The sequence below is a fragment of the Bradyrhizobium sp. 6(2017) genome, assembly GCF_011058295.2.
Taxonomy (GTDB): domain Bacteria; phylum Pseudomonadota; class Alphaproteobacteria; order Rhizobiales; family Xanthobacteraceae; genus Bradyrhizobium; species Bradyrhizobium septentrionale.
Genome location: NZ_CP049289.2, coordinates 5270041 through 5291702, shown reverse-complemented (window position 1 = coordinate 5291702; position 21662 = coordinate 5270041). Strand labels below are relative to the sequence as shown.

Sequence of the window (21662 nt, the reverse complement as noted above, 5' to 3'; positions counted from 1 at the left end):
GCGAAACCTGGGATCAGCAATGCTAGCCCGCGGCCCGGCGGCCGTCGTTACGGCGCGGCTGCAGCTTCCTGAGGATCGGCGACAGGAACGACTCGCGGGCTTCCGCAAGGTCGGCGCGGCCGGTCAGGCGATGGGCGATCTGCAGGAAGGTCCTCGTGGTGCGATGACGCGCGGAGACTTCCGCGATCATCTGACCATTATTGGCGGCTTCGCCGAACAGCCTGCAGTCGAACGGGATCGCTGCGATCGGCTGGCTGTCGATCGTCTTGGCGAAGTCCTTGACCTCGATCTCTGGACGCTTCGACATGCCGACCTGGTTCAGGCAGTAGAGCGGCGGCCGGTCGTTGGGCCGCGCGGTCTTCAGCAGGTTCATCATGTTCTTGGTGTTGCGCATGTTGGCGAGGTCGGGCTCGGCCACGATCAGGATATCGTCGGCGCCGACCAGCACGCGTTTGGTCCAGGCGGTCCATTGATGCGGAACGTCGAGCACGATGCAGGATGTGGTCATCCGCATCGTATCGAAGATGGCATCGAACGCTTCGGCACCAAAATCGTAGACCTGATCGAGCGTGGCAGGCGCCGCCAGCAGGCTGAGATGATCGCCGCACTTCGAAAGCAGGCGCTCCATGAAGGCGCTGTCCGGCCGCTCGGGGGCGTACACTGCGTTGGCGATGCCTTGCACCGGATCCTGGTTGTAGTCGAGGCCGGCGGTGCCGAAGGCGAGGTCGAGATCGATGACGACCGAATCCAGCCCGAGGTCGCGCGCGATGGTCCAGGCGACATTGTGGGCGATGGTCGAGGCGCCGACGCCGCCCTTGGCGCCCGCGACCGCAATCAGGCGGCCGACGGAAACCGCTTCGGAGGACGAGAACAGGCTGCAGATCGAGCGCACGATATCGAGCACCTTGACCGGGCCGATGACGTAATCGTTGACGCCGCGCCGCACCAGTTCGCGATACGGCGCAGCCTCACCGGGCATGCCGAGCACGACGACGCGGGTGCCGGGATCGCAGACCGTGGAAAGCTCGTCGAGACCGGCGAGGAAATCGCTGTCCGGCTCGGTTTCCAGCATGATGACGTTGGGCGTCGGCGCCTTGTGATAGGTGTCGATCGCCGCGGCAATGCCGCCCATATGGACGGAGAGGTGGGCCTTGGCGAGCCGCCGGTCGTCGGCAGCGGCGCGCGCGGTGGTGGCGGTCGCGACGCTGGCGCAGAAGGCCTGCACGGAAATCCGCGGCGCCGGCGCGATGTAGTCGTTGCCGTGCTGCGGCTCGTCTTGTTGTTCGGCTGTCATTTCGCGGCGTCGCTCAGCTTGGCTTTCTCGGCTTCGGGATAGGTGGTCGCGGTCGTTTCGCCCTTGCGATATTTCTCGAACGCGATCGAACGGCGCGGCGTGTAGGCTGCGGTCTCGGTCCTGGGCTGTTCGAGGTCGGACGGATTGGCGACCATCGCGGCGAGGTTGCGCTGCGTGGCGCAGCCGAAATTGTCGTACTGCTTGTTCTCGTTGTAGGCGGGATTGTAGATCGAGGGACCGAGGTCGGCCGGCCACAATCCGCAGGGGCCGGCGACTGCGGCCATCTTCGGATAGCTGAGGCGAATGGTGGCAAGCGCGCGCGGATCGTCCACGCGATAGGCGCGCCTGGTGATGGCGTGGGCGGGCACGCCCATCGACGCGAGCAATCCGCGGATCTCCTGGTACACCGCCTGCGCCGAGCGCGAGTTCGGGGTGTCGGCCGGCACGTCGATCGCAATCGCGCCGGTGCCTTCGCGGCGCCAGGTGCGGGCCAGCCCCATCACGTCGTCGCGTTGGGTTTCGGTGAGATTGCCGCGGGCCCGGCCCACGAAGACCACGATCGACTGCTCGCCCTCGGTGACCGCGATCGGGTGCCGTTGCCGGTAGTCGTCGGGGACCGTTCCGGTGGCCATATTATCGCCGGTCAGATTGCAGCCGCCAAGCGCGATCGCGCTGACGAGAAGGGCGCCGAACAGCGGCAGCGTTCTGGCCCGACCGTTCCGTGTGTTGCGTGTCATCATTCGATCCCCCAACCCCATTAGGTTCCCGCCTCAGTCGATGATGAAGCCGAAATTGACCGGCGTGGCGCCGATCGGTTCGGCACGTGCGGCAACGCCGTAGATGCGATTGACCCGCGCCAGCAGCGCCGACTGCGCGTCGGACGCCGGGGCAAAGCCGTCATCCGGACGGGACAATTCCTTCTGCGCGACGGCACGCACCACATAGGGAGTCACGATGACCATGAGTTCGGTCTCGTTGTTGACGAAGTCCTGGCTCCTGAACAGCTGGCCGAGGACCGGGATCTGATCGACCCCGGGCATTCCGTTGACGGCCTGCTTGGTCTGTTCCTGGATCAATCCAGCCATCGCGATCGAGCCGCCGGAGGGCACTTCCAGGGTGGTGTCGGCGCGGCGGGTCTTGATCGAGGGAATCGTCGTGCCGCCCTGGCCGCCGGTCAGCGCGTTGTCCATCGAGACTTCGGAGACCTCGGTCATCACCTTCAGGCTGATGCGTCCTTCGGACAGCACCACCGGAGTGAAGTTGAGCGAGATGCCGAACTTCTTGAAGCTGACGGTCTGGACGCAATTGCCGATCGTGCCCGACGTCGTGGTCTGGCAGGTGACGCCGGTCGGAATCGGAAACTCGCCGCCTGAAATAAAGGTCGCCGACTCGCCCGAGATCGCGGTGAGGTTGGGCTCGGCCAGCGTCTTGACCACGCCCGCGCTCTCCATCGCGCGCAGCGTCGCGGTGACCGTCGGCACGCCGAGCTTGTTCAGGGCCGCTCCGGTCAGCACGTTGCCCGGGGCGAGCGGTCCATTGTTGGCGGTGAAGGCGTTGGCGTTGTTGAAGACCACCGCGGCGGTGCCGTAGTTCATGTTGGCGCTGAGATCGACACCGAGCTGCTTGACGACGTCGCGGCGCACTTCGGCGACGGTGACCTTGAGCATCACCTGGTCACGGCCGCGCACCACGATGGAGTTGACGACCTTGTCGGCGCTGCCGACCAGCTTCGCGGCGATCTCGCCCGCCTGCTGCGCTTCGACCGGGCTCGCAACCGTGCCGCTCAGCACCACGCTTTCTCCGACGCCCTCGATCTGGACGCCCGGCAGCATCTGCTTCAGCGCCGCGCGCATGCCGTTGAGGTCGCGCTTGATCGCGATGTCGTAGGAGGCGACCTGGTTGCCGTCGGCGTCGAAGAACACCACGTTGGTCTGGCCGACCGCCGCGCCGATGATGTAGGCGCGCTGCGCCGAGCGGATCACGGCGTTGGCGATCTTGGGATCGGCGACCAGGACGTCCTTGGCCTCGCGCGGCAGGTCGACCACGACAGACTTGCCGACGCCGAGCGAGACGAAGCGCGTCTTGGCGGCAATGCTGCTCGTCACCGCGACATCCGCGTTCTTGTCGGGATCGGCCGCGATGGCGAGGGCAGGGATCAGCATCAGCGCGGTCACCGCCGAGAATGACAGCGAACGGACCAGCGTGGTCGGCGTTGCCAGTTGTCTTGCACCCGATGTCATGTCGAAGCCCCCATCACTTCTGTGTCGTCTGAGAGCTCGGGACGCCGAAGCGCACCACCTTGATGCTCTCGCCCCGCTTCGGGGCATGGTCGTTGGTCTGATCGATCGTCTCGTTGACGTCGGCGATGCTGCGCAGCGCGAGCGCCAGCGTGCCGGTTTGCCGCGCACGCGCGAGCGTCTCGGCCTGTTCGGGCTTGAGCTCGAGGGTCACGGTCTTGCCGACGAGGGAGTTGTTGCCGTCCTTCTCCTTCGGCGCCTGGTCGATCGCCAGCACGCGGACGTTGGACAGTAGGATTTCGGTGGTAACGATATCGCGGGCGCCTTGCTGCTGATCGGGATTCTTGTCGCGTCGCGACAGGATCACATCGACGCGGTCGTTCGGCAGGATGAAGCCGCCGGCGCCGGTTTCCGGCGAGATTTCCGTGGAGATCGCGCGCATGCCGGAGGGCAGGATCGCGGCCATGAAGCCGCTGCCATTGGCCTTGACCAGCTTTTGCTCGCGGATCGGTTCGCCGACTATGAAGGGGGCGCGCGCGATCGAGCCGATCACTTCGGTCATGGCGTCGGCATTGGTGTCATGGCGCAGGAACGCGCTGCTCGCGGTTTCAGCCGGCCAGCGCTGCCACTGCACGTCTTCGGCCTTGAGCGACTGACCGAGGCCGATGTCGGACTTCGCCACCAGCACCTCGACGGTCGGCAACTGCGCCACCGGCGGTGGCGGCGGTGCCGGTTTGCGATCGCCAATGCTTGCGAGGTACATGGCCGCGAGGCCTGCGACGCCGGCGATGCCGAGGACCACGATGCGTGCCGTCTTCATGCGATTGTCTGAATGCCCTTAACGCCGGGCAGTCACGTCCTTGCGGCACCGACAGCCCTTCCCGTGAGCATCACTACGGCCGCAAAAGTATAAGGGAACTTGATTGAAGGTCCGGACAATTAAGGGATTGGTGGGGATGGTGAACGGCGAGTTATCGGCGCCGTCACTTCTCCGCAGAATCCCGGAGATCGAGCGGGCTCAACGCGCGCGTCGTCGGTCGCAGCGCGGCGTCACGGCCGGTCGGTCGTGGTTAAATATCGTCTAACGCGCGAGGCGCGCGTCAGGATCAGAGCGCGGCCTTCAACGCCGCAAATCCGCGATCGAGATCCGACTTGAGGTCGTCGAGATTTTCCAGCCCGATGTGCAGCCGCAGTGCCGGCCCGCCCGGCGACCATTTGGTCGCGGTGCGATAGTCGCTGCAGTCGAACGGGATCGCGAGGCTCTCGAAGCCGCCCCAGGAAAAGCCCATGCCGAACAGCGTCAGCGAATTGAGCATCGCGTCGACCGCGCTCTGCGGCACAGGCTTGAGCACGATGCTGAACAGGCCGGAGGCGCCGGTGAAGTCGCGCTTCCAGATCGCGTGCCCCGGATCGGTCTCGAGGGCAGGGTGCAGCACGCGCTCGACCTCGGGCCGCGCCGCAAGCCAGCGCGCCATCTCGAGCCCGGAGCGGTGGTGCTGCGCAAGCCGCACCGAGAGCGTGCGGACACCGCGCAGCGCGAGATAGACGTCGTCAGGTCCGGCGCAGACGCCGAGCAGCCGGATCGCCTCCTGCACCAGCGGCCAGGCCTTCGCATTGGCCGCGATGGTGCCGAACATGATGTCGGAATGGCCGCCGACATATTTGGTGCCGGCCTGCATGCTGATGTCGACGCCCTGTTCGAGCGAGCGGTGATAGAGCGCCGTCGCCCAGGTGTTGTCGTCGATCACGAGCGCGCCGCGGGCGTGCGCGACGGCCGCTATCGCGCGCACATCGGGCATCTCGAAGGTTTGCGAGCCGGGTGCCTCGACCAGCACGGCGCGGGTGCTCGGCTTGAACAGCGTCTCGATGCCGGCGCCGATCAGCGGATCGAAATAGCTGGTCTCGATGCCGTAGCGCTTGAGCATATTGTCGCAGAAATTGCGGGTCGGCCGATAGGCGTTGTCGCACACCAGCAGATGATCGCCGGCCTTCAGCACGGCGAGCAGCGTGGTGCTGATGGCGGACAGTCCCGACGGGGCGAGGCCGACGCCGGCGCATTGCGGGCCTTCCAGTGCGATCAGCACGTCCTGCAGAGCCCGCGTCGTTGGGCTGCCGTGGCGGCCATAGGTAAATTCGGCGCGATGGGCGTGGAGGTCTTCAGCAGTCGGGTAGAGCACGGTCGAACCGTGAAAGACCGGCGGGTTGACGAAGCCCTTTTGGGCCTTGCTGTCGCGGCCGGCCGTGACGAGGCGGGTTGCGGCATGTTGCGGATGGGAGGGCTTGGAGCCGTCGGAGGAGGTCATGGATCGCTGCCATTAGACTTTTTGCCGAGGTCGTAACGCGTCGGGAGGACAGGGCTACGCCGGGAGGTGTTACTAACAGGACGCAGAAGACATGCGTCAACCCCTTGACCCGGCTCGTCAGTCGCTATGTGATGCGGCGCAACTACCAGTCGCCGCACGTTGAGGGGCCTGCCGCGACCTACGATCCGTTGCCTGACCGGTTTGGGCGCCAAAACTGCCGGTCAGATCAGGCATCTTTTGCTGCAAGGGATCATTGGGATGGCCCGTGAACGCGAGGCGATCACAAAGCAAACGTCCAACGGACGACCCTGAAAGGCCCTGCCCATGAAACGCGTATCCCTGGCTGTCATCCTAGCCGCTGCCGCCGCCCTGTCGGTCCAGGCGGCCTCGGCGCAAACCCTCAAGACGGTCAAGGACCGCGGTCAATTGTCCTGCGGCGTCAGCCAGGGTCTGCCTGGTTTTTCATCGCCCGACGACAAGGGCAACTGGACCGGGATCGATGTCGACGTCTGCCGGGCCATTGCGGCCGAAATCTTCGACGATCCGAGCAAGGTCAAGTTCGTGCCGCTGTCGGCCAAGGACCGCTTCACGGCGCTGCAATCCGGCGAGATCGACGTGCTGTCGCGCAACACCACCTGGACGGTGTCGCGCGATACCTCGCTGGGCGCCAATTTCACCGGCGTGACCTATTATGACGGGCAGGGCTTCATGGTGAAGAAGTCGCTCAAGGTCAATTCGGCGCTCGAGCTGAACAGCGCCTCTGTCTGCGTGCAGACCGGCACCACGACCGAGCAGAATCTCGCCGACTTCTTCAAGGGCAACAACATGAAGTACGAGGTGATCGCTTTCGGCACCATCGACGAGGCCGTCAAGGCATATGAATCCGGACGCTGCGACGTCTTCACCGACGACGCCTCCGGGCTCTATGCCAGCCGCCTGAAGCTCGCGAATGCCGCCGATCACATCGTACTTCCGGAGATCATTTCCAAGGAGCCGCTGGGGCCGATGGTGCGTCACGGCGACGACCAGTGGTTCGACATCGTGAAGTGGACGCTGTTTGCGATGATCAATGCCGAGGAACTCGGCATCACCCAGAAAAACGTCGACGCGATGCTGAAATCCGACAAGCCGGAAATGAAGCGGGTGCTCGGCACCGACGGCAATCTCGGCGAACAGCTCGGCCTCACCAAGGACTGGGTCGTGCGCATCGTCAAGGCGGTCGGCAATTACGGCGAAACCTTCGAGCGCAATGTCGGCACCGGCTCGCCGCTCGGCATCGCCCGCGGCGTCAACAATCTCTGGAACAAGGGCGGGATCCAGTACGCGCCGCCGATCCGCTGATCGGCCCAGCCAACGGCTGCCGCGATGAGCATCGCGCCCCGAAAACCACCGCTGCAATTTGCCCTCAGGCTGAAGCGTACGCTTGGCGGCAAGGCCGGCTGGAACGGGTTGGCCGCCCAGATCGGCTTCGCCGCGATCCTGGCCTGGATCGCCTATGAGATCGTGGCGAATGCACGCTTGAACCTGGAGACCCAGCACATTGCGTCGGGTTTCGGCTTCCTCAACTACAATGCGGGCTTTGACGTCAGTCAGAGCCTGATCGCCTACACAAATGCCGACACCTATTGGCGCGTGTTCTTCGTCGGCCTGTTGAACACGATCCTGGTCTCGGTGATCGGCATTGTCTTCGCAACCGTGATCGGCTTCATCGTGGCACTCTGCCGGTTGTCGCCGAACTGGCTGCTGTCGCGCATCGGCGGCATCTATGTCGAGATCATCCGAAACTTGCCGCTCCTGTTCCAGATCCTGTTCTGGTATCTCGCGGTGCTCGCCGCGCTGCCGGCGCCGCGGCAGAGCATCTCGGTCTTCAGTGCGTTCTTTCTCAACAACCGCGGCCTGATCGTGCCGCGACCGGTCAGCGAACCGGGGCTGGATCCGTTCCTGGCTGCACTCGCGGTCGGCATCATTGCGGCGCTGGGCTTGCGGCACTATGCGACGCGCGCTTTGTTCCAACGCGGGCAGATGATCCGGGTCGGACCCTATGTCGCGGGTTGTCTCGTCGGCCTGCCGCTGATCGCGATGCTGATCTTCGGCAGGCCGGTCACCTTCGAACTGCCGCAACTGAAAGGCTTCAACTTTGCTGGCGGGGCGCGGATCATCCCAGAATTCGTCGCGCTCACGGTGGCGCTGTCGACCTACACGGCGGCCTTCATCGCCGAGATCGTCCGCGCCGGCATCCTGTCGGTGCACAAGGGACAGATGGAGGCGGGCTCCTCGCTCGGCCTGAGCCGCAGTACGACGTTGCGGCTGATCGTGGTGCCGCAGGCGATGCGCGTCATCGTGCCGCCGCTGACCAGCCAGTACCTGAACCTCACCAAGAATTCGTCGCTCGCGGTCGCCATCGGCTATCCGGATCTGGTGTCGGTGTTCGCCGGCACGGCGGTGAGTCAGACCGGGCAGGCGATCGAGATCATCGCCATGACGATGGGCGTCTATCTGCTGCTTTCGCTGACGACGAGCACCATCATGAGCATCTACGGCTGGCGCATCAACCGGAGCCTGGCGACATGACGGATATGGCCGCGTCGTCCTTTGTCCGGCAGGATCTGGTCCCCGAGCGCCCCGCGCCGGCAAAGACCACCGGCTTCATCGGCTTGCTGCGTTCGCGGCTGCTGAGCTCGCCAGGCAATATCCTGCTCACGATCCTCGGATTGTTGCTGGTCTGGTACACGGTTATCCCGGCGTTCAGGTTCCTGCTGGTCGACGCGGTCTGGACCGGCAAGGACCGCACCGCGTGCCTCACTGAGAACGCCGGACACGTGGTCGGCGCCTGCTGGCCCTATATCCAGGCCAAGCTGGCGCAGCTGATCTATGGCTTCTATCCGGAAGCCCAGCGCTGGCGCGTCAATCTGACCTTCCTGCTCGCCGCACTACTGCTGCTGCCTCTGCTCGTTCCGCGACTGCCGGCCAAGGGGGTGAACTCCGGCCTGTTCTTCTTCGCCTTTCCGGCGGTGGCATTGTTCCTGCTGCATGGTGGCGGCATCGCCGGATTCGGCGTGAGCTGGACGGCCGGCCTGTTGCAGCTGTTCGACGAGAGCATTGGCGGCGCCGGGCTGCTCCTGGTCAATCTCAGCAAGACCTCGGCGATCGCCCCGTTGTTCTGGGTGCTCGGCAAGCTGATCGTCCTGATCGGCTTGCTGATCCATTGGTTGATCTATCCGCTGAGCTGGCTGCGCGACCAGATGCAGGCCTCGTCGCAACCGGTCTGGGTCGACTTTCTCGTCACCGCCGTGATCGTCTCCGCCGTTCTGTTCGTTCTCGGAGGTGGCATGCGGACCGGCCGCCGGGCGCTAATTGGCAGCCTCGTGACGTTCGCCGGGATCGCTGTCGTGATCAAGCTGATGGGGCTCGACCGCGGCGGCCTTCCGATCGTCGATACGCGGCTGTGGGGTGGCCTTCTGGTGACGCTGGTGATTGCCATCACCGGCATCGTCGCCTCGATGCCGATCGGAATCGCGCTGGCGCTCGGCCGTCGGTCGAGCATTCCGCTGATCCGGATCTTCTCGATCACCTTCATCGAATTCTGGCGCGGCGTGCCGCTGATCACGGTGCTGTTCTTCGCGACCTACATGCTGCCGCTGTTTGTGCCGGGCAATTTCGCCGTCGACGGCCTGATGCGCGCGCTGATCGGGGTCGCGCTGTTCACCGGCGCCTATCTGGCCGAGGTGATCAGGGGCGGCCTGGCGGCCGTGCCGCGTGGGCAGCCGGAAGCCGCCTCCGCGCTCGGCCTGTCGTGGTGGAAGACGACCTCGCTGATCGTGTTGCCGCAGGCGCTGCGCTACGTGATCCCCGGCATCGTCAACACCTTCATCGGGCTGTTCAAGGATACCTCGCTGGTATCGATCGTCGCGCTGTTCGATCTGTTGGGCTCATTGCGGGCGTCGTTCGCCGATCCGGTCTGGACCACGCCGACGACCGCATTCACCGGCTTCGCCTTCGCCGGCCTCATCTACTTCGTGTTCTGCTTTGGAATGTCGCGCTACTCGCTGTCCGTCGAAAATCGGCTCAACGCCCACCGCCGCCACTGAACAAGGGTCACCATGTCCACAACCCCGATCGTCAACATTTCCACGCTCAACAAATGGTACGGCGACTTCCACGTGTTGCGTGACATCAACCTCGAGGTCGGCAAGGGCGAGCGCATCGTGATCTGCGGCCCGTCCGGCTCGGGCAAGTCGACGCTGATCCGCTGCATCAACGCGCTGGAGGAATTCCAGGAGGGCGAGATCGTGGTCGACGGCATCGAGCTCGGCCCGAACCTGCGCCGCGTCGACGAGGTTCGCCGCGAAGTCGGCATGGTGTTCCAGAGCTTCAACCTGTTTCCGCATCTCACCGTGCTCGACAATTGCACGCTGGCGCCGATCTGGGTGCGCAACATCCCGAAGAAGGATGCCGAGGCGGCCGCGATGAAGTTCCTCGAGCGGGTCAAGATTCCGCACCAGGCCAACAAGTTTCCCGGCCAGATGTCCGGCGGTCAGCAGCAGCGCGTCGCGATCGCCCGCGCGCTGACCATGAACCCGAAGGTGATGCTGTTCGACGAGCCGACCTCGGCGCTCGACCCGGAGATGGTCAAGGAGGTGCTCGACACCATGGTCGATCTCGCCAGGGAGGGCATGACCATGCTGGTCGTGACCCACGAGATGGGCTTTGCCCGGGAGGTGGCCAACCGCGTCGTGTTCATGGACGCCGGCCAGATCATCGAGTCGAACACGCCGCAGGAGTTCTTCGCCAACCCGCAGCACGCGCGGTCGAAGCTGTTCTTGAGCCAAATCTTGCGGTGATTGTTTCGGTCATTCCGGGTTCGATGCTTACGCATCGCCCCCGGAATCTCGAGATTCCGGGTTCGGTCCTGCGGACCGCCCGGGAATGACGTCGCCTGCTACACAAGCGGCAGCTCGATCTTGCTGCGCTTTTCCAGCCATTCCGGGACCGGCAGATTCTTCGAACGCATGAAGGCCGGGTTGAACAGTTTGGACTGATAGCGGTTGCCGGAGTCGCAGAGAATGGTGACGATGGTCTTGCCCGGGCCGAGCTGCTTGGCGAGCTGGATCGCGCCGGCGATGTTGATGCCGGTCGAGCCGCCGAGGCACAGGCCTTCGTGCTCCAGCAACTCGTAGATGATGGTCACGGCTTCCTCGTCGGAGATCAGGAATGCGGTGTCGACGTTCGCCGTCTCGACCACAGGCGTGACGCGTCCGAGCCCGATGCCTTCCGTGATCGAGTCGCCCGGCGTCGATTTGACCTGTCCATTCTTGAACAGTTCGTACATCCCGAAGCCGTGCGGATCGGCACAGGCGGTGACGATGGCCGGGTTCTTTTCCTTCAGGTAGCGGCTGATGCCAGCGAGCGTGCCGCCGGTGCCGACCGAGCAGACGAAGCCATCCACCTTGCCGTCGGTCTGCTGCCAGATTTCCGGTCCGGTCGAGTCGTAATGCGCCTTGGGATTGTCGAGGTTGTTCCACTGGTCGGCGAACAGCACGCCGTTCGGTTCGGTCTTGCGAAGCTGTTCGGCGAGACGCCTGCCCAGATGCTGGTAGTTGTTCGGGTTGGAGAACGGCAGCGCCGGCGCCTCGACGAGCTCGGCGCCGCACAGCCGCAGCATGTCCTTCTTTTCCTGGCTCTGCGTCTCCGGAATGACGATCAGCGTGCGATAGCCGCGCGCACTCGCCACGACCGCAAGGCCGATGCCGGTATTGCCCGCGGTCGACTCGACCACCAGGCCGCCCGGTTTCAGCGTGCCGCGCTTCTCGGCTTCCAGGATCATCCATTTGCCGGCGCGGTCCTTCACCGACTGGCCGGGGTTCATGAACTCGGCCTTGCCCAGAATGGTGCAGCCGGTCAGTTCGGATGCGCGCTTCAGCTTGATGAGCGGCGTGTTGCCGATCGCTTCGATGACGTCTTTGTTGAATACCATGTCGGGGAATTTCTTTGCCGGTCTGTGTCTTGCTTGCCGCGAACCTAGTGTGCTGATCGAAAAAGGGAAGGGCTTTTGCACTGCGGCAAATGGCGGGCCCAACACGCTTTGCCGCGCGGGCGCGGATATCACGGGCATCGGGAGAACGGCGTTTTGCGGCGGTCGGGACGCCCAGCAGAATCGTCCTGCGATCCGCGGTTTTGCGTCAGTTGCGCACGGCAGATCCGATCAAAACCCGACGGCGCGGGGCGCGATACTGCGAGATCGGCGTTGCTCCGGCACATCCTTGCGGATTCGGCGCAACAGGGCTGAGAAATCCCCATGAAATCTTTGTAAGAATCGTGACTTCCGGCACGGCTCCGAAATGTGCGGAAATGCCATAAAAATAGAGGAAAGTCGGCATTCGGGGTGGCCCCGAATCGCCTGCCATGCGACGTCGCGCGATCGTGACGGGGCTGTGCGCCCCATCGTCCCAAGGGTAGGATGGGACAGTCAGGTACCATTGGAAGCATGACCCGTGAACGTCACCCAGATCATCGCTGAACGCGCCATTCGTGCGCCGCGGGCGAAGGCTGGCTGCGGCGGAGAACGGGTGTGACCCAGTCCATGTCCGTCACGGTGCCTGGAGGCCGGTTTGGCCTCGCCGTCCGCGCGCGACGGCTCGCGACCCGGTCGCTCCTCGCGCTTGGCCTGGTTGCGGGCTCGGCCGGCTGCATCCTGACCCAGGACATCCCCGATCCGGCGCTCGACGTCCCGCAGGGCTACAAGGCCGCGCGCCTCGGCCGGCCAGGGGACGCGCTGCCGACGCTCGACTGGTGGCGCGGCTTCCGCTCCAAGGAGCTGACACAGCTGATGGAGGAGGCGCAGACCGTCAATCTCGACATCGCCGCGGCAGTCGCGCGATTCCGCCAGGCCGACGCGCTGGCGCGGCAGGCCGGCGCGGCGCTTTTGCCGACCCTCAATCTCAACGGATCGGAAACCTACTCCCGCACCTCCGGCTCCAGCGCCAGTGGCCTCACCAATGGCGGGCGCGAGGTGGTGAATTATAGCGCCTCGCTGAGCGCCAGCTACCAGCTCGACTTCTGGGGCCAGAACCGCGACGCCGCGCAAGCGGCGGAGGAGACCGCCGTCGCCAACCGGTTCGACCGCGAGGTGGTGGCGCTGACCACGCTGGCGAGCGTCGCCAACGCCTATTTCACGGTGCTCGCCAGCCAGGACCGGCTGCGCACGGCACAGCGCAACATCGCCAGCGCCGAGCGCATCCTCAACGCGATCAAGGAGCGCTTCAAGGCCGGCACCGGTTCCGACCTCGACGTCGCGCAGCAGGAAACTGTGCTCGCCAACCAGCGCGCGCTGGTGCCGCCACTGCGGCAGACGCTCGACCAGAGCATCAACGCGCTCGCGGTGCTGGTGTCGCGGCCGCCGGAAAGCGTGCGCGTCATCGGCGGCTCGCTCAACGCAGTCGGGATTCCGCGCGTCACGCCGGGATTGCCGTCGGAATTGCTGACCCAGCGTCCCGACATCCGCAGGCAGGAGGCGCAACTCGCATCCGCCACCGCCAATGTCGGCAGCGCGCGGGCGCAGTTCTTTCCAAGCATCCAGCTGACCGGGCAGGGTGGCTATCAGAGCCAGGCGCTGGTCTCGCTATTCCAACCGCATGCGGCGTTCTTCAACCTGGTCGGCGGCATGACCCAGCCGATCTTCGATGGCGGCCGGATCCTCGGCAATTTCGAGTACACCCAGGCCAAGCAGGACGAGCTGCTGCAAACCTATCGCAAGACGGTGGTTCAGTCGTTCACCGACGTCGACAATGCGCTGGTTGCCATACGCGAGACCACGCGGCGGTTGCAGCTGCAGCGCGACGTGCTGTCGTCTTCGCGGCGCGCCTTCGACCTCGCCGAGCAGCAGCTCAAGGCCGGCACTGCCGACATCGTAACTGTGCTAAACACGCAGCTGACTCTGTTTCAGGCGGAAGATGCTTATTCCCAGGCCCAGCTGGCCCGGCTATTGGCGATCGTGAGTCTGTACCAGGCATTGGGGGGCGGCTGGGAACCGAAGATGGAAAGACCGGTCGATGCTCTTTAAGCCCGACTCGACGGACGATGAGAAAAGGACGGCGCCGCGCAAGCGGGGCCTCCTCTCGCGCCTGCTCGGGCGCATGGTGTCGCTGCTCATCACGCTTGTGATCCTGGGCGGGCTCGGCTATCTCGGCTGGCTCGCCTTCCAGCCCAAGCAAAACGGTGGCGGCGGGCGCGGCGCCAACGGGCGGCCCGATTTGCCGGTGCCGGTGCTTGCGGCGACGCCGCATGTGCAGGACGTGCCGGTCTATCTCGACGGCGTCGGCTCGGTGAAGGCGCTGAACACGGTCACGGTGCGCTCGCAGGTCGACGGCAAGCTGCTCAAGGTGAATTTCGTCGAGGGCCAGGACGTCAAGAAGGACGACGTGCTGGGCGAGATCGATCCCGCGATCTATCAGGCGCAGTACGACCAGGCCGTCGCCAAGAAGGCACAGGACGTAGCCCTGCATGCCAACCAGAAGCTCGACCTCGCGCGCTATGAACAGCTCGCCGCCAGCAATGCCGGCTCCAAGCAGCAGGCCGACACGCAGCGCGCGCTGGTGGCGCAGCAGGAAGCGCTGATCAAGGCCGACCAGGCCGCGATCGACAATACGGGCGCGACGCTGGGCTACACCAAGATCGTCGCGCCGATCTCCGGCCGCGCCGGCCTGCGCCAGGTCGACCAGGGCAACATCATCCACGCCTCCGACACCATCGGGCTCGTGATCCTGACCCAGCTGCAGCCGATCGCGGTGTGGTTCAGCCTGCCGCAGCAGCAGATCATGCGGGTGAACGCCGCCGCGGCGAAGGGCCAGCTTGCGGTCGACGTGTTCGGCAATGACGGCGTCACCGTGATCGACACCGGCAAGCTGACCGGCATCGACAACCAGGTCGATCCGACCACCGGCACGCTGAAGCTGAAGGCCGAATTCCCCAACGCCAGCTACCAGCTGTGGCCCGGCCAGTTCGTCAATGTGCGTCTCAAGGTCGAGACGCTGCCGCAGGCCATCGTGGTGCCGACCTCGGCGGTGCAGCGCGGTCCTGCCGGCACGTTCAGTTACGTGATCGGCGAGGGCGACATTGTCACCGCCAAGCCGGTCACGGTCACCCAGCAGAACGAGCATGAAGCGGTCATCGCGAACGGCCTGACCACATCGGACCGCGTCGTGACGACGGGGTTTGCCAATCTCGCCGATGGCGCGAAGGTCGTGGTCGGCAAGGATGACGCGGCGCCGACCGCCGATCTCGCGCCGCGCAAGCGCAGCCGCAATCCTGACGGCAAGCGCGGCGGCCAAGGTGGAGCGCAAGGCGGCACGCAGGGAGGCGGAGCGCAAGGCGAAGCTCCGGGCAAGGATCAGGGCAAGGACGGCAAGAAGGACTGGCAAGGCAAGAACGGCGAGCATCGCGGCCGGCACGAGCACGGCGAAGGCGATCAGAAGGGGCAGGCCGGACCGGCGCCTGCGCCGGCAGCAGGGGGCGAACAGTCGGGCGGCGCACCGAAGGCGCAGCCATGACCGGCATCCTGACCTCGTAATGTCCGACCTTACAGCGAGTACGCAACCATGAGCGTCTCCGAACCGTTCATCCGCCGGCCGATCGCCACCTCGCTGCTCGGCATCGCGCTGATGATCGGCGGCGCGCTCGGCTACTGGGCGCTGCCGGTCTCCGCGCTGCCGCAGGTCGACTTCCCGACCGTGCAGGTGTCGACGCAATTGCCCGGCGCGAGCCCCGACGTGGTGGCCTCGCTGATCACGGCGCCGCTGGAGCGGCAGCTCGGCCAGATTCCGTCGCTGTCGTCGATGAACTCGACGAGCTCGTTCGGCGTCAGCCAGATCTCGCTGCAATTCGATCTCAACCGCGACATCGACGGCGCCACCCAGGACGTCCAGGCCGCGATCAATGCCGCCGCCGGCATCCTGCCGAAGACGCTGCCGTATCCGCCTGTTTACGCCAAGGTGAACCCGGCGGATGCGCCGGTCATGACCTTGGCGCTGACCTCGGAGACGACCTCGCTGCGGGCGATGAGTGATCTCGCTGACACCATCCTCGGGCAACGGCTGAGCCAGATTTCCGGCGTGGGCAGGGTCTCGATCCTCGGCGGCCTGAAGCCGGCGGTGCGCGTGCAGGCCGATCTGGCCCGGCTGGCGGCCTACGGCATCGCGATGGAGGATCTGCGCAACGCAATCGCCGGCGCCAACGTGTCGGGGCCGAAGGGATCGCTCGACGGCGCGCAGCAATCCTACACCATCGCCGCCAACGACCAGATCGCGGCTGCCGACGCCTACCGGCCGATCATCATCGCCTATCGCAACGGCTCGCCGGTCACGATCGGCGACGTCGCCCAGATCGTCGACGGGCTGGAGAACGACCGCACCGGCGGCTGGTACCAGGGCACGCCGGCCGTCATCATCGACATCCAGCGCCAGCCGGGCGCCAACGTTATCGACGTCGTCAAGCAGATCCGCGCCGAGATCCCGCGGCTGCAGCGGTCGGTCCCGGCCGGCGTCAAGCTGACCATCGTCTCCGACCGCACCGTGACGATCCGCGCCTCGGTCCACGACGTGCAGTTCACGCTGATCCTGAGCGTGGTGCTGGTAACGCTGGTGGTGCTGTTGTTCCTGCGGTCGCTGCGCGCGACCCTGATCGCCGGCGTCGCGCTGCCGCTGTCGCTGATCACGAGCTTCGGCGTCATGTATTTCGCAGGCTTCAGCCTCGACAATCTGTCGCTGATGGCGCTGACCATCGGAACCGGCTTCGTGGTCGACGACGCCATCGTGATGATCGAGAACATCGTCCGCCACATGGAAAACGGCGAGACCGTGATGGAGGCCTCGCTGAAGGGCGCCAGCGAGATCGGCTTCACCGTGATCTCGCTGACGGTGTCGCTGATCGCGGTGTTCATCCCGCTGCTGTTCATGTCCGGCCTGGTCGGTCGCATGTTCCGCGAATTCGCGCTGACCTTGACGATCGCTGTCGTGACCTCGGCGATCGTCTCGCTGACGCTGACGCCGATGATGTGCTCGCGGCTGCTCAAGAACATTCATGAGGAGATGGCGGTCCCGGGCCTCGCCGCAGTCAGCCGCTTCATCGACCGGATGGTGGAGTTCTACCATCGCACGCTGCTCTGGGTGCTGCAGCGCCAGCGCGCGACATTGCTGGTGACGTTCGCGACGATCGCGCTGACCCTGATCATGTATGTGCTGGCGCCGAAGGGTTTCCTGCCGCTGCAGGACACCTCCTCGATCACGGCGGTGACCGAGGCGGGGCCCGACGTCTCGTTTGCCGAGATGCAGCGGCGGCAGACCGCGGTCTCCGACCTCATCAAGGCCGATCCTGATGTGGTCGGCGTGGTCTCGGTGATCGGCTCGGGCTCGGTCAATCCGACCACCAATGTCGGCCGGCTGGTGATGACGCTGAAGCCGCTCGACGAGCGGCGGGATGGCGTCGTCAAGGTGATCGAGCGCCTCAAGCAGAGGGTCGCGACGGTGCCCGGCATGACCGTCTACTTCCAGCCGGTGCAGGACGTGCAGATCTCGACGCAATCGAGCCGCTCGCAATACCAGTACACTCTGACCGCGACGGATGCCGCCGAAGTCTCGCAATGGGCGCAGAAACTGGTGGCCGAGATGCGGCGCGACCCGATCTTCCGCGACGTCTCGTCGGAGGCGCAGGAGGGCGGCTTGCGCGCGGCGCTCGACGTCAATCGCCAGCGCGCCGGCCAGCTCGGCGTCAATCTGCAGGGCGTCACCGACACGCTGAACGATGCCTTCGCGCAGCGGCAGATCTCGACGATCTACGGCCAGGCCAACCAGTACCGCGTGGTGCTCGAGGCGCTGCCGATGTACCAGCGCGACCCGTCGATCCTCGACAAGCTCTATCTGCCCGGCGCCGCCGGCGCGCAGGTGCCCCTGTCGGCGGTGGCAACCCTGATCCGCACCACGGCGCCGCTCGCGATCTCGCACCAGGCGCAATTCCCGTCGGTCTCGCTCAGCTTCAACCTTGCGCCGGGCGAGGCGCTCGGCGACGCGGTCGAGGCGGTGAAGGCGATCGAGACCCGGATCGGGATGCCCGGCAGCATCGTCGGCATCTATTCCGGCGACGCCGCCGAATTCGCCCGCTCGCTTGCCGGCCAGCCCTGGCTGATCCTGGCCGCGATCATCACGATCTACATCGTGCTCGGGGTGCTCTACGAGAGCTACATCCACCCGATCACCATCCTGTCGACGCTGCCCTCGGCCGGCGTCGGCGCCATCCTCGCCCTGATGCTGTGCGGGCAGGACCTCTCGGTGATCGGCCTGATCGGCATCATCCTGTTGATGGGCATCGTCAAGAAGAACGCGATCATGATGATCGACTTCGCGCTCGAGGCCGAGCGTCACAAGGGCATGTCGTCCTATGACGCCATCGTGCAGGCCTGCCTGCTGCGCTTCCGCCCGATCATGATGACGACGCTGGCGGCGCTGTTCGGCGCGCTGCCGCTTGCGATCGAGAGCGGCACCGGCGCCGAGCTGCGCTTTCCGCTCGGCATCTCGATCATCGGCGGCCTGTTGCTGAGCCAGCTGCTGACGCTCTACACCACGCCGGTGATCTATCTCGCGCTCGACCGGCTCAACCGCCGGATCGAGCGGGCCGTGCCGGAGGCTGGTCCCAGCGGGCCGCCGATCGCGGGCGCCACCGAGGGCATGCAGTGATCTCGATCTCCGAGCCCTTCATTCGCAGGCCGGTGGGCACCACGCTGCTTGCGATCGGGCTGTTTTTGGTCGGGATCGTCGCCTACCAGTTCCTGCCGGTGTCGTCGGTGCCGAATGTCGACTTCCCGACCATCCGGGTGTCGGCGTCGAGGCCCGGGGCCGATCCGTCGGTGATGGCCGCGACCGTCGCCGCGCCGCTGGAGCGCAAGCTCGGCACCATCTCGGGCGTCGACCAGATCACCTCGACCAGCTCGCTCGGCACCACCAGCATCCAGGTGCAGTTCTCGATCGGCCGCAACATCGACCGCGCCGCGCGCGACGTGCAGGCCGCGATCAACGCCTCGCTCGCCGATCTGCCGAGCGACCTGCCGTCGCTGCCGAAATTCCGCAAGGCCAATCCGGCCGCGGCGCCGGTGTTCGTGCTGGCACTGACCTCGCAGACGATCTCGACCAGCGCGATGTACGACGTCGCCGATACCGTACTGGCGCAGCGCATCTCGCAGGTGCCGGGGGTCGGCGAGGTGACGGTCAGCGGCGCCGACCAGCCGGCGGTGCGCATCGCGCTCAATCCGGTGTCGCTGGCCAACGCCGGGATCGCGACCGACGACGTCCGGCTCGCGATCATCAATGCCAATCCACTCGGCCCCGTCGGTATCTTCAATGGCGACCGGCTGAGCGAGACGCTGTCGATCAACAAGCAGATGCGCACCGCGGCCGAATTCCGCGACATCGTCATCAAGAGCTCGAACGGCAATTTCGTCCGCCTCTCTGATGTCGCCGAGGTCGAGGACTCCGTCCGCAACTCGCGCTCGATCGCCTGGTTCAACAAGCAGCCGGCCGTGCTGATCCAGATCACCAAGCAGGGTGACGCCAACGTCATCGACACCGTCGACAATGTTCGCAAGCTGCTGCCGGAACTGAAGCAATGGATCCCGGCCGGGGTCGAGATCTCGACGCTGGTCGACCGCACCGGAACCATCCGCGCCAGCGTCGAGGACATGCAGTTCACACTGCTGGCGACTATCGTGCTCGTGATGGTCGTGGTGTTCGTGTTCCTGCGCCGCCTGGTGCCGACGATCGCCGCCGGCGTCTCGGTTCCGCTGGCGCTGGCCGGCACCTGCGCCGGGATGTGGCTCGCCGGATTTTCGATCGACAATCTGTCGCTGATGGCGCTCGCGATCTCGGTCGGCTTCGTGGTCGACGACGCCATCGTCATGATCGAGAACATGTACCGCAATCTCGAGCAGGGCATGGCGCCGTATCCGGCCGCGGTCGAGGGCGCCAAGCAGATCGGCTTCACGGTGCTGTCGATCTCGCTGTCGCTGGTCGCGGCCTTCACGCCGCTGATCTTCATGGACGGGATTGTCGGCCGGCTGCTGCGGGAATTCTCGCTGACGCTGGTGTTTGCGATCGCGGTCTCGACCGTGGTGTCGCTGACGGTCACGCCGATGATCTGCGCGCACTACATCAAGGAGGCGACCTCGGATCACGCCACCTGGTACGACCGCGCCATCGAAGGCACGCTGTCCCGGGTCGTGGCGTTCTATGCCCGGACGCTGCGGAGTGTGCTCGGATACCCCTGGCTGACGATGGTGGTGTTCACCGCCACTGTCGCGCTGACGGTGGTGCTCTACGTCAAGACACCGAAGGCTTATTTCCCGACCGACGACAGCGGCTTTGTCATCGGCTCGACGCGGGCCTCAGCGGATATCTCGTTCCAGGCGATGCTCTTGCTGCAACAGCGGCTCGCCGACATCGTGATGGCCGATCCCGCAGTCGCCGGCATCGGCTCGTCGGTCGGCTCCGGCGGCGGCCCGGGCGGCGCCACCTCCAACCGCGGCACGATGTTCATCAGCCTGAAGCCGCCGGAGGAGCGAGGCGGGCTTTCGACCACGCAGGTGATCGACCGGCTGCGCCGCAATTTGTTCATGGTGCCGGGCATCCGCCTGTTCATGTTCGCCGCCCAGGATATCCGCACCGGCGGCCGGCAGAGCGATTCCGACTACCAGTACACGCTCGCCTCGACCGATCTCGATTTGTTGCAGAAATGGGCGCCGATCGTCGCCAAGCGTATGGAGACGGTGGAGAGCATCACCGACGTCTCCTCCGACCGCGATCCAGGCGGCCTGCAGCTCAACCTCGTGATCGACCGCAAGACCGCTTCCAGCCTCGGCGTCCGCGTGCAGGACATCGACAACGCGCTCAACAACGCCTTCTCGCAGCGGCAGATCTCGTACATCTACACCCAGCGCAACCAGTACATGGTGGTGCTCGAGATCGATCCGAGATTCCAGAGCGACCCGTCGAACCTCGATCGCATCTATGTCGCCGGCGCCAATGACGTGCAGGTGCCACTGTCGGCGCTGGTGCACTACGAGCGTGGTCTGTCGGCACTCGCGGTGTTTCACTCCGGCGGCTTCCCCTCGACCACGGTGTCGTTCAACCTGCTGCCGGACGTGCCGCTGGAGGTCGCGACCACCAATATCCAGCGGGCGGTCAACGAGCTGCATATGCCGGAAGGCATCCGCGGCAGCTTTGACGGCAATGCCGGCGACTTCAACAAGACCAGCGGGCGACAGCCGCTTTTGATTCTTGGCGCGCTGGTCGCGATGTATATCGTGCTCGGCGTGCTCTATGAGAGCCTGGCCCATCCGATCACGATCATCTCGACCTTGCCGTCGGCTGGCCTCGGTGCCTTGCTGGCGCTGCAGGTGACCAACACGCCGCTGACGGTGATCGCCTTCGTCGGCATCATCCTGTTGATCGGCATCGTCAAGAAGAACGGCATCATGATGGTCGACTTCGCGCTCGAGGCCGAGCGGCATCAGGGCCTGTCGTCGCGGGATGCGATCTTCGAGGCCTGCCGGGCGCGGTTCCGCCCCATCCTGATGACGACGATGGCGGCGCTGTTCGCCGGCATTCCGCTTGTCATTGCGACCGGTCCGGGCACCGAGCTGCGCCGGCCGCTCGGCATCACCATCATCGGCGGCCTGTTCGTGTCGCAGATCCTGACCCTCTACACCACGCCCGTGATCTATCTCCTGATCGACCGCCTGCGCCGGCGCCCGGCGCCGTCGGGCGTGCACGCGCCGGCGGAATAGGTTGA

15 protein-coding genes are annotated in these 21662 nt (G+C 65.4%); 8 read left to right on the top strand and 7 right to left on the bottom strand.

Translation table 11 applies throughout. The features are described 5' to 3' along the window. Positions 1–22 precede the first annotated feature (22 nt). From G6P99_RS24715 to metC, 5 genes are all read right to left on the bottom strand, one after another. Entirely contained in the window at positions 23–1294 is a 1272-nt protein-coding gene (locus G6P99_RS24715; protein ID WP_165123701.1) for an AAA family ATPase, read from the bottom strand. Beyond that, positions 1291–2034 (bottom strand): CpaD family pilus assembly protein, encoded by a 744-nt coding sequence (locus tag G6P99_RS24710; protein ID WP_156928869.1) that lies wholly within the window; start codon positions 2032–2034, stop codon positions 1291–1293. Before G6P99_RS24710 ends, G6P99_RS24715 begins: the two co-directional genes overlap by 4 nt. 30 nt (positions 2035–2064) lie before the next feature. Next, positions 2065–3534 carry a type II and III secretion system protein family protein gene (locus tag G6P99_RS24705; protein ID WP_029083896.1) on the bottom strand — a complete coding sequence of 490 codons (1470 nt, stop codon included), beginning with the start codon at positions 3532–3534 and terminating at the stop codon, positions 2065–2067. 13 nt (positions 3535–3547) lie between these two features. Next, positions 3548–4351: a Flp pilus assembly protein CpaB gene (cpaB, locus tag G6P99_RS24700; protein WP_029083897.1), complete on the bottom strand. Its 804-nt coding sequence runs from the start codon at positions 4349–4351 to the stop codon at positions 3548–3550. Between the two features lie 286 nt (positions 4352–4637). Beyond that, complete coding sequence (metC, locus tag G6P99_RS24695; protein WP_029083898.1) at positions 4638–5834, bottom strand: cystathionine beta-lyase; 1197 nt, start codon at positions 5832–5834, stop codon at positions 4638–4640. A gap of 324 nt (positions 5835–6158) precedes the next feature. Here metC and G6P99_RS24690 point away from each other — a divergent pair, with 324 nt between their 5' ends. Genes G6P99_RS24690 through G6P99_RS24675 form a run of 4 tightly spaced genes read left to right on the top strand, consistent with a single transcriptional unit; the run spans position 6159 to position 10675 of the window. Next, positions 6159–7175 carry an amino acid ABC transporter substrate-binding protein gene (locus tag G6P99_RS24690; RefSeq protein ID WP_029083899.1) on the top strand — a complete coding sequence of 339 codons (1017 nt, stop codon included), beginning with the start codon at positions 6159–6161 and terminating at the stop codon, positions 7173–7175. A gap of 24 nt (positions 7176–7199) precedes the next feature. After that, positions 7200–8405, top strand: coding sequence for an amino acid ABC transporter permease (locus tag G6P99_RS24685; protein ID WP_029083900.1), 1206 nt, complete (start codon positions 7200–7202; stop codon positions 8403–8405). Beyond that, entirely contained in the window at positions 8402–9922 is a 1521-nt protein-coding gene (locus G6P99_RS24680; RefSeq protein ID WP_029083901.1) for an amino acid ABC transporter permease, read from the top strand. The genes G6P99_RS24685 and G6P99_RS24680 overlap by 4 nt, the downstream gene beginning before the upstream one ends. A gap of 12 nt (positions 9923–9934) precedes the next feature. Beyond that, positions 9935–10675 (top strand): amino acid ABC transporter ATP-binding protein, encoded by a 741-nt coding sequence (locus G6P99_RS24675; RefSeq protein WP_029083902.1) that lies wholly within the window; start codon positions 9935–9937, stop codon positions 10673–10675. Positions 10676–10773: 98 nt separating this feature from the next. Here the strand turns inward: G6P99_RS24675 and G6P99_RS24670 are convergent, their stop codons facing one another. Together G6P99_RS24670 and G6P99_RS24665 are read right to left on the bottom strand one after the other, a co-directional pair. After that, complete coding sequence (locus G6P99_RS24670; protein WP_029083903.1) at positions 10774–11808, bottom strand: cysteine synthase A; 1035 nt, start codon at positions 11806–11808, stop codon at positions 10774–10776. Positions 11809–12013: 205 nt separating this feature from the next. Then, on the bottom strand, positions 12014–12211 hold the full coding sequence (locus G6P99_RS24665) for a hypothetical protein (protein ID WP_156928870.1): 198 nt from the start codon (positions 12209–12211) through the stop codon (positions 12014–12016). A 203-nt stretch (positions 12212–12414) separates the two neighbouring features. On the opposite strand from G6P99_RS24665, the gene G6P99_RS24660 reads away from it, so the two are divergent. From G6P99_RS24660 to G6P99_RS24645, 4 genes are read left to right on the top strand one after another with little or no spacing between them, the layout of a single operon-like run. Next, entirely contained in the window at positions 12415–13893 is a 1479-nt protein-coding gene (locus G6P99_RS24660) for an efflux transporter outer membrane subunit (RefSeq protein WP_156928878.1), read from the top strand. After that, on the top strand, positions 13883–15379 hold the full coding sequence (locus G6P99_RS24655; RefSeq protein WP_029083905.1) for an efflux RND transporter periplasmic adaptor subunit: 1497 nt from the start codon (positions 13883–13885) through the stop codon (positions 15377–15379). The genes G6P99_RS24660 and G6P99_RS24655 overlap by 11 nt, the downstream gene beginning before the upstream one ends. Positions 15380–15427: 48 nt before the next feature. Then, the gene (locus tag G6P99_RS24650; RefSeq protein ID WP_029083906.1) at positions 15428–18556 is read left to right on the top strand and encodes an efflux RND transporter permease subunit; all 3129 of its coding nucleotides are present in this window, start codon (positions 15428–15430) and stop codon (positions 18554–18556) included. Further along, positions 18553–21657 (top strand): efflux RND transporter permease subunit, encoded by a 3105-nt coding sequence (locus G6P99_RS24645; protein WP_029083907.1) that lies wholly within the window; start codon positions 18553–18555, stop codon positions 21655–21657. Before G6P99_RS24650 ends, G6P99_RS24645 begins: the two co-directional genes overlap by 4 nt. Positions 21658–21662 lie beyond the last annotated feature (5 nt).

What these genes read in the sequence shown, in the direction of transcription:
- G6P99_RS24655 (WP_029083905.1), top strand. Translation starts at nt 13,883, where the DNA reads ATGCTCTTTAAGCCCGACTCGACGGACGATGAGAAAAGGACGGCGCCG.
- G6P99_RS24650 (WP_029083906.1), top strand. Translation starts at nt 15,428, where the DNA reads ATGAGCGTCTCCGAACCGTTCATCCGCCGGCCGATCGCCACCTCGCTG.
- cpaB (WP_029083897.1), bottom strand. Translation starts at nt 4,351, where the DNA reads ATGAAGACGGCACGCATCGTGGTCCTCGGCATCGCCGGCGTCGCAGGC.
- G6P99_RS24660 (WP_156928878.1), top strand. Translation starts at nt 12,415, where the DNA reads ATGTCCGTCACGGTGCCTGGAGGCCGGTTTGGCCTCGCCGTCCGCGCG.
- G6P99_RS24685 (WP_029083900.1), top strand. Translation starts at nt 7,200, where the DNA reads ATGAGCATCGCGCCCCGAAAACCACCGCTGCAATTTGCCCTCAGGCTG.
- G6P99_RS24665 (WP_156928870.1), bottom strand. Translation starts at nt 12,211, where the DNA reads ATGCCGACTTTCCTCTATTTTTATGGCATTTCCGCACATTTCGGAGCC.
- G6P99_RS24675 (WP_029083902.1), top strand. Translation starts at nt 9,935, where the DNA reads ATGTCCACAACCCCGATCGTCAACATTTCCACGCTCAACAAATGGTAC.
- G6P99_RS24710 (WP_156928869.1), bottom strand. Translation starts at nt 2,034, where the DNA reads ATGATGACACGCAACACACGGAACGGTCGGGCCAGAACGCTGCCGCTG.
- G6P99_RS24680 (WP_029083901.1), top strand. Translation starts at nt 8,402, where the DNA reads ATGACGGATATGGCCGCGTCGTCCTTTGTCCGGCAGGATCTGGTCCCC.
- G6P99_RS24670 (WP_029083903.1), bottom strand. Translation starts at nt 11,808, where the DNA reads ATGGTATTCAACAAAGACGTCATCGAAGCGATCGGCAACACGCCGCTC.
- G6P99_RS24705 (WP_029083896.1), bottom strand. Translation starts at nt 3,534, where the DNA reads ATGACATCGGGTGCAAGACAACTGGCAACGCCGACCACGCTGGTCCGT.
- G6P99_RS24690 (WP_029083899.1), top strand. Translation starts at nt 6,159, where the DNA reads ATGAAACGCGTATCCCTGGCTGTCATCCTAGCCGCTGCCGCCGCCCTG.
- metC (WP_029083898.1), bottom strand. Translation starts at nt 5,834, where the DNA reads ATGACCTCCTCCGACGGCTCCAAGCCCTCCCATCCGCAACATGCCGCA.
- G6P99_RS24715 (WP_165123701.1), bottom strand. Translation starts at nt 1,294, where the DNA reads ATGACAGCCGAACAACAAGACGAGCCGCAGCACGGCAACGACTACATC.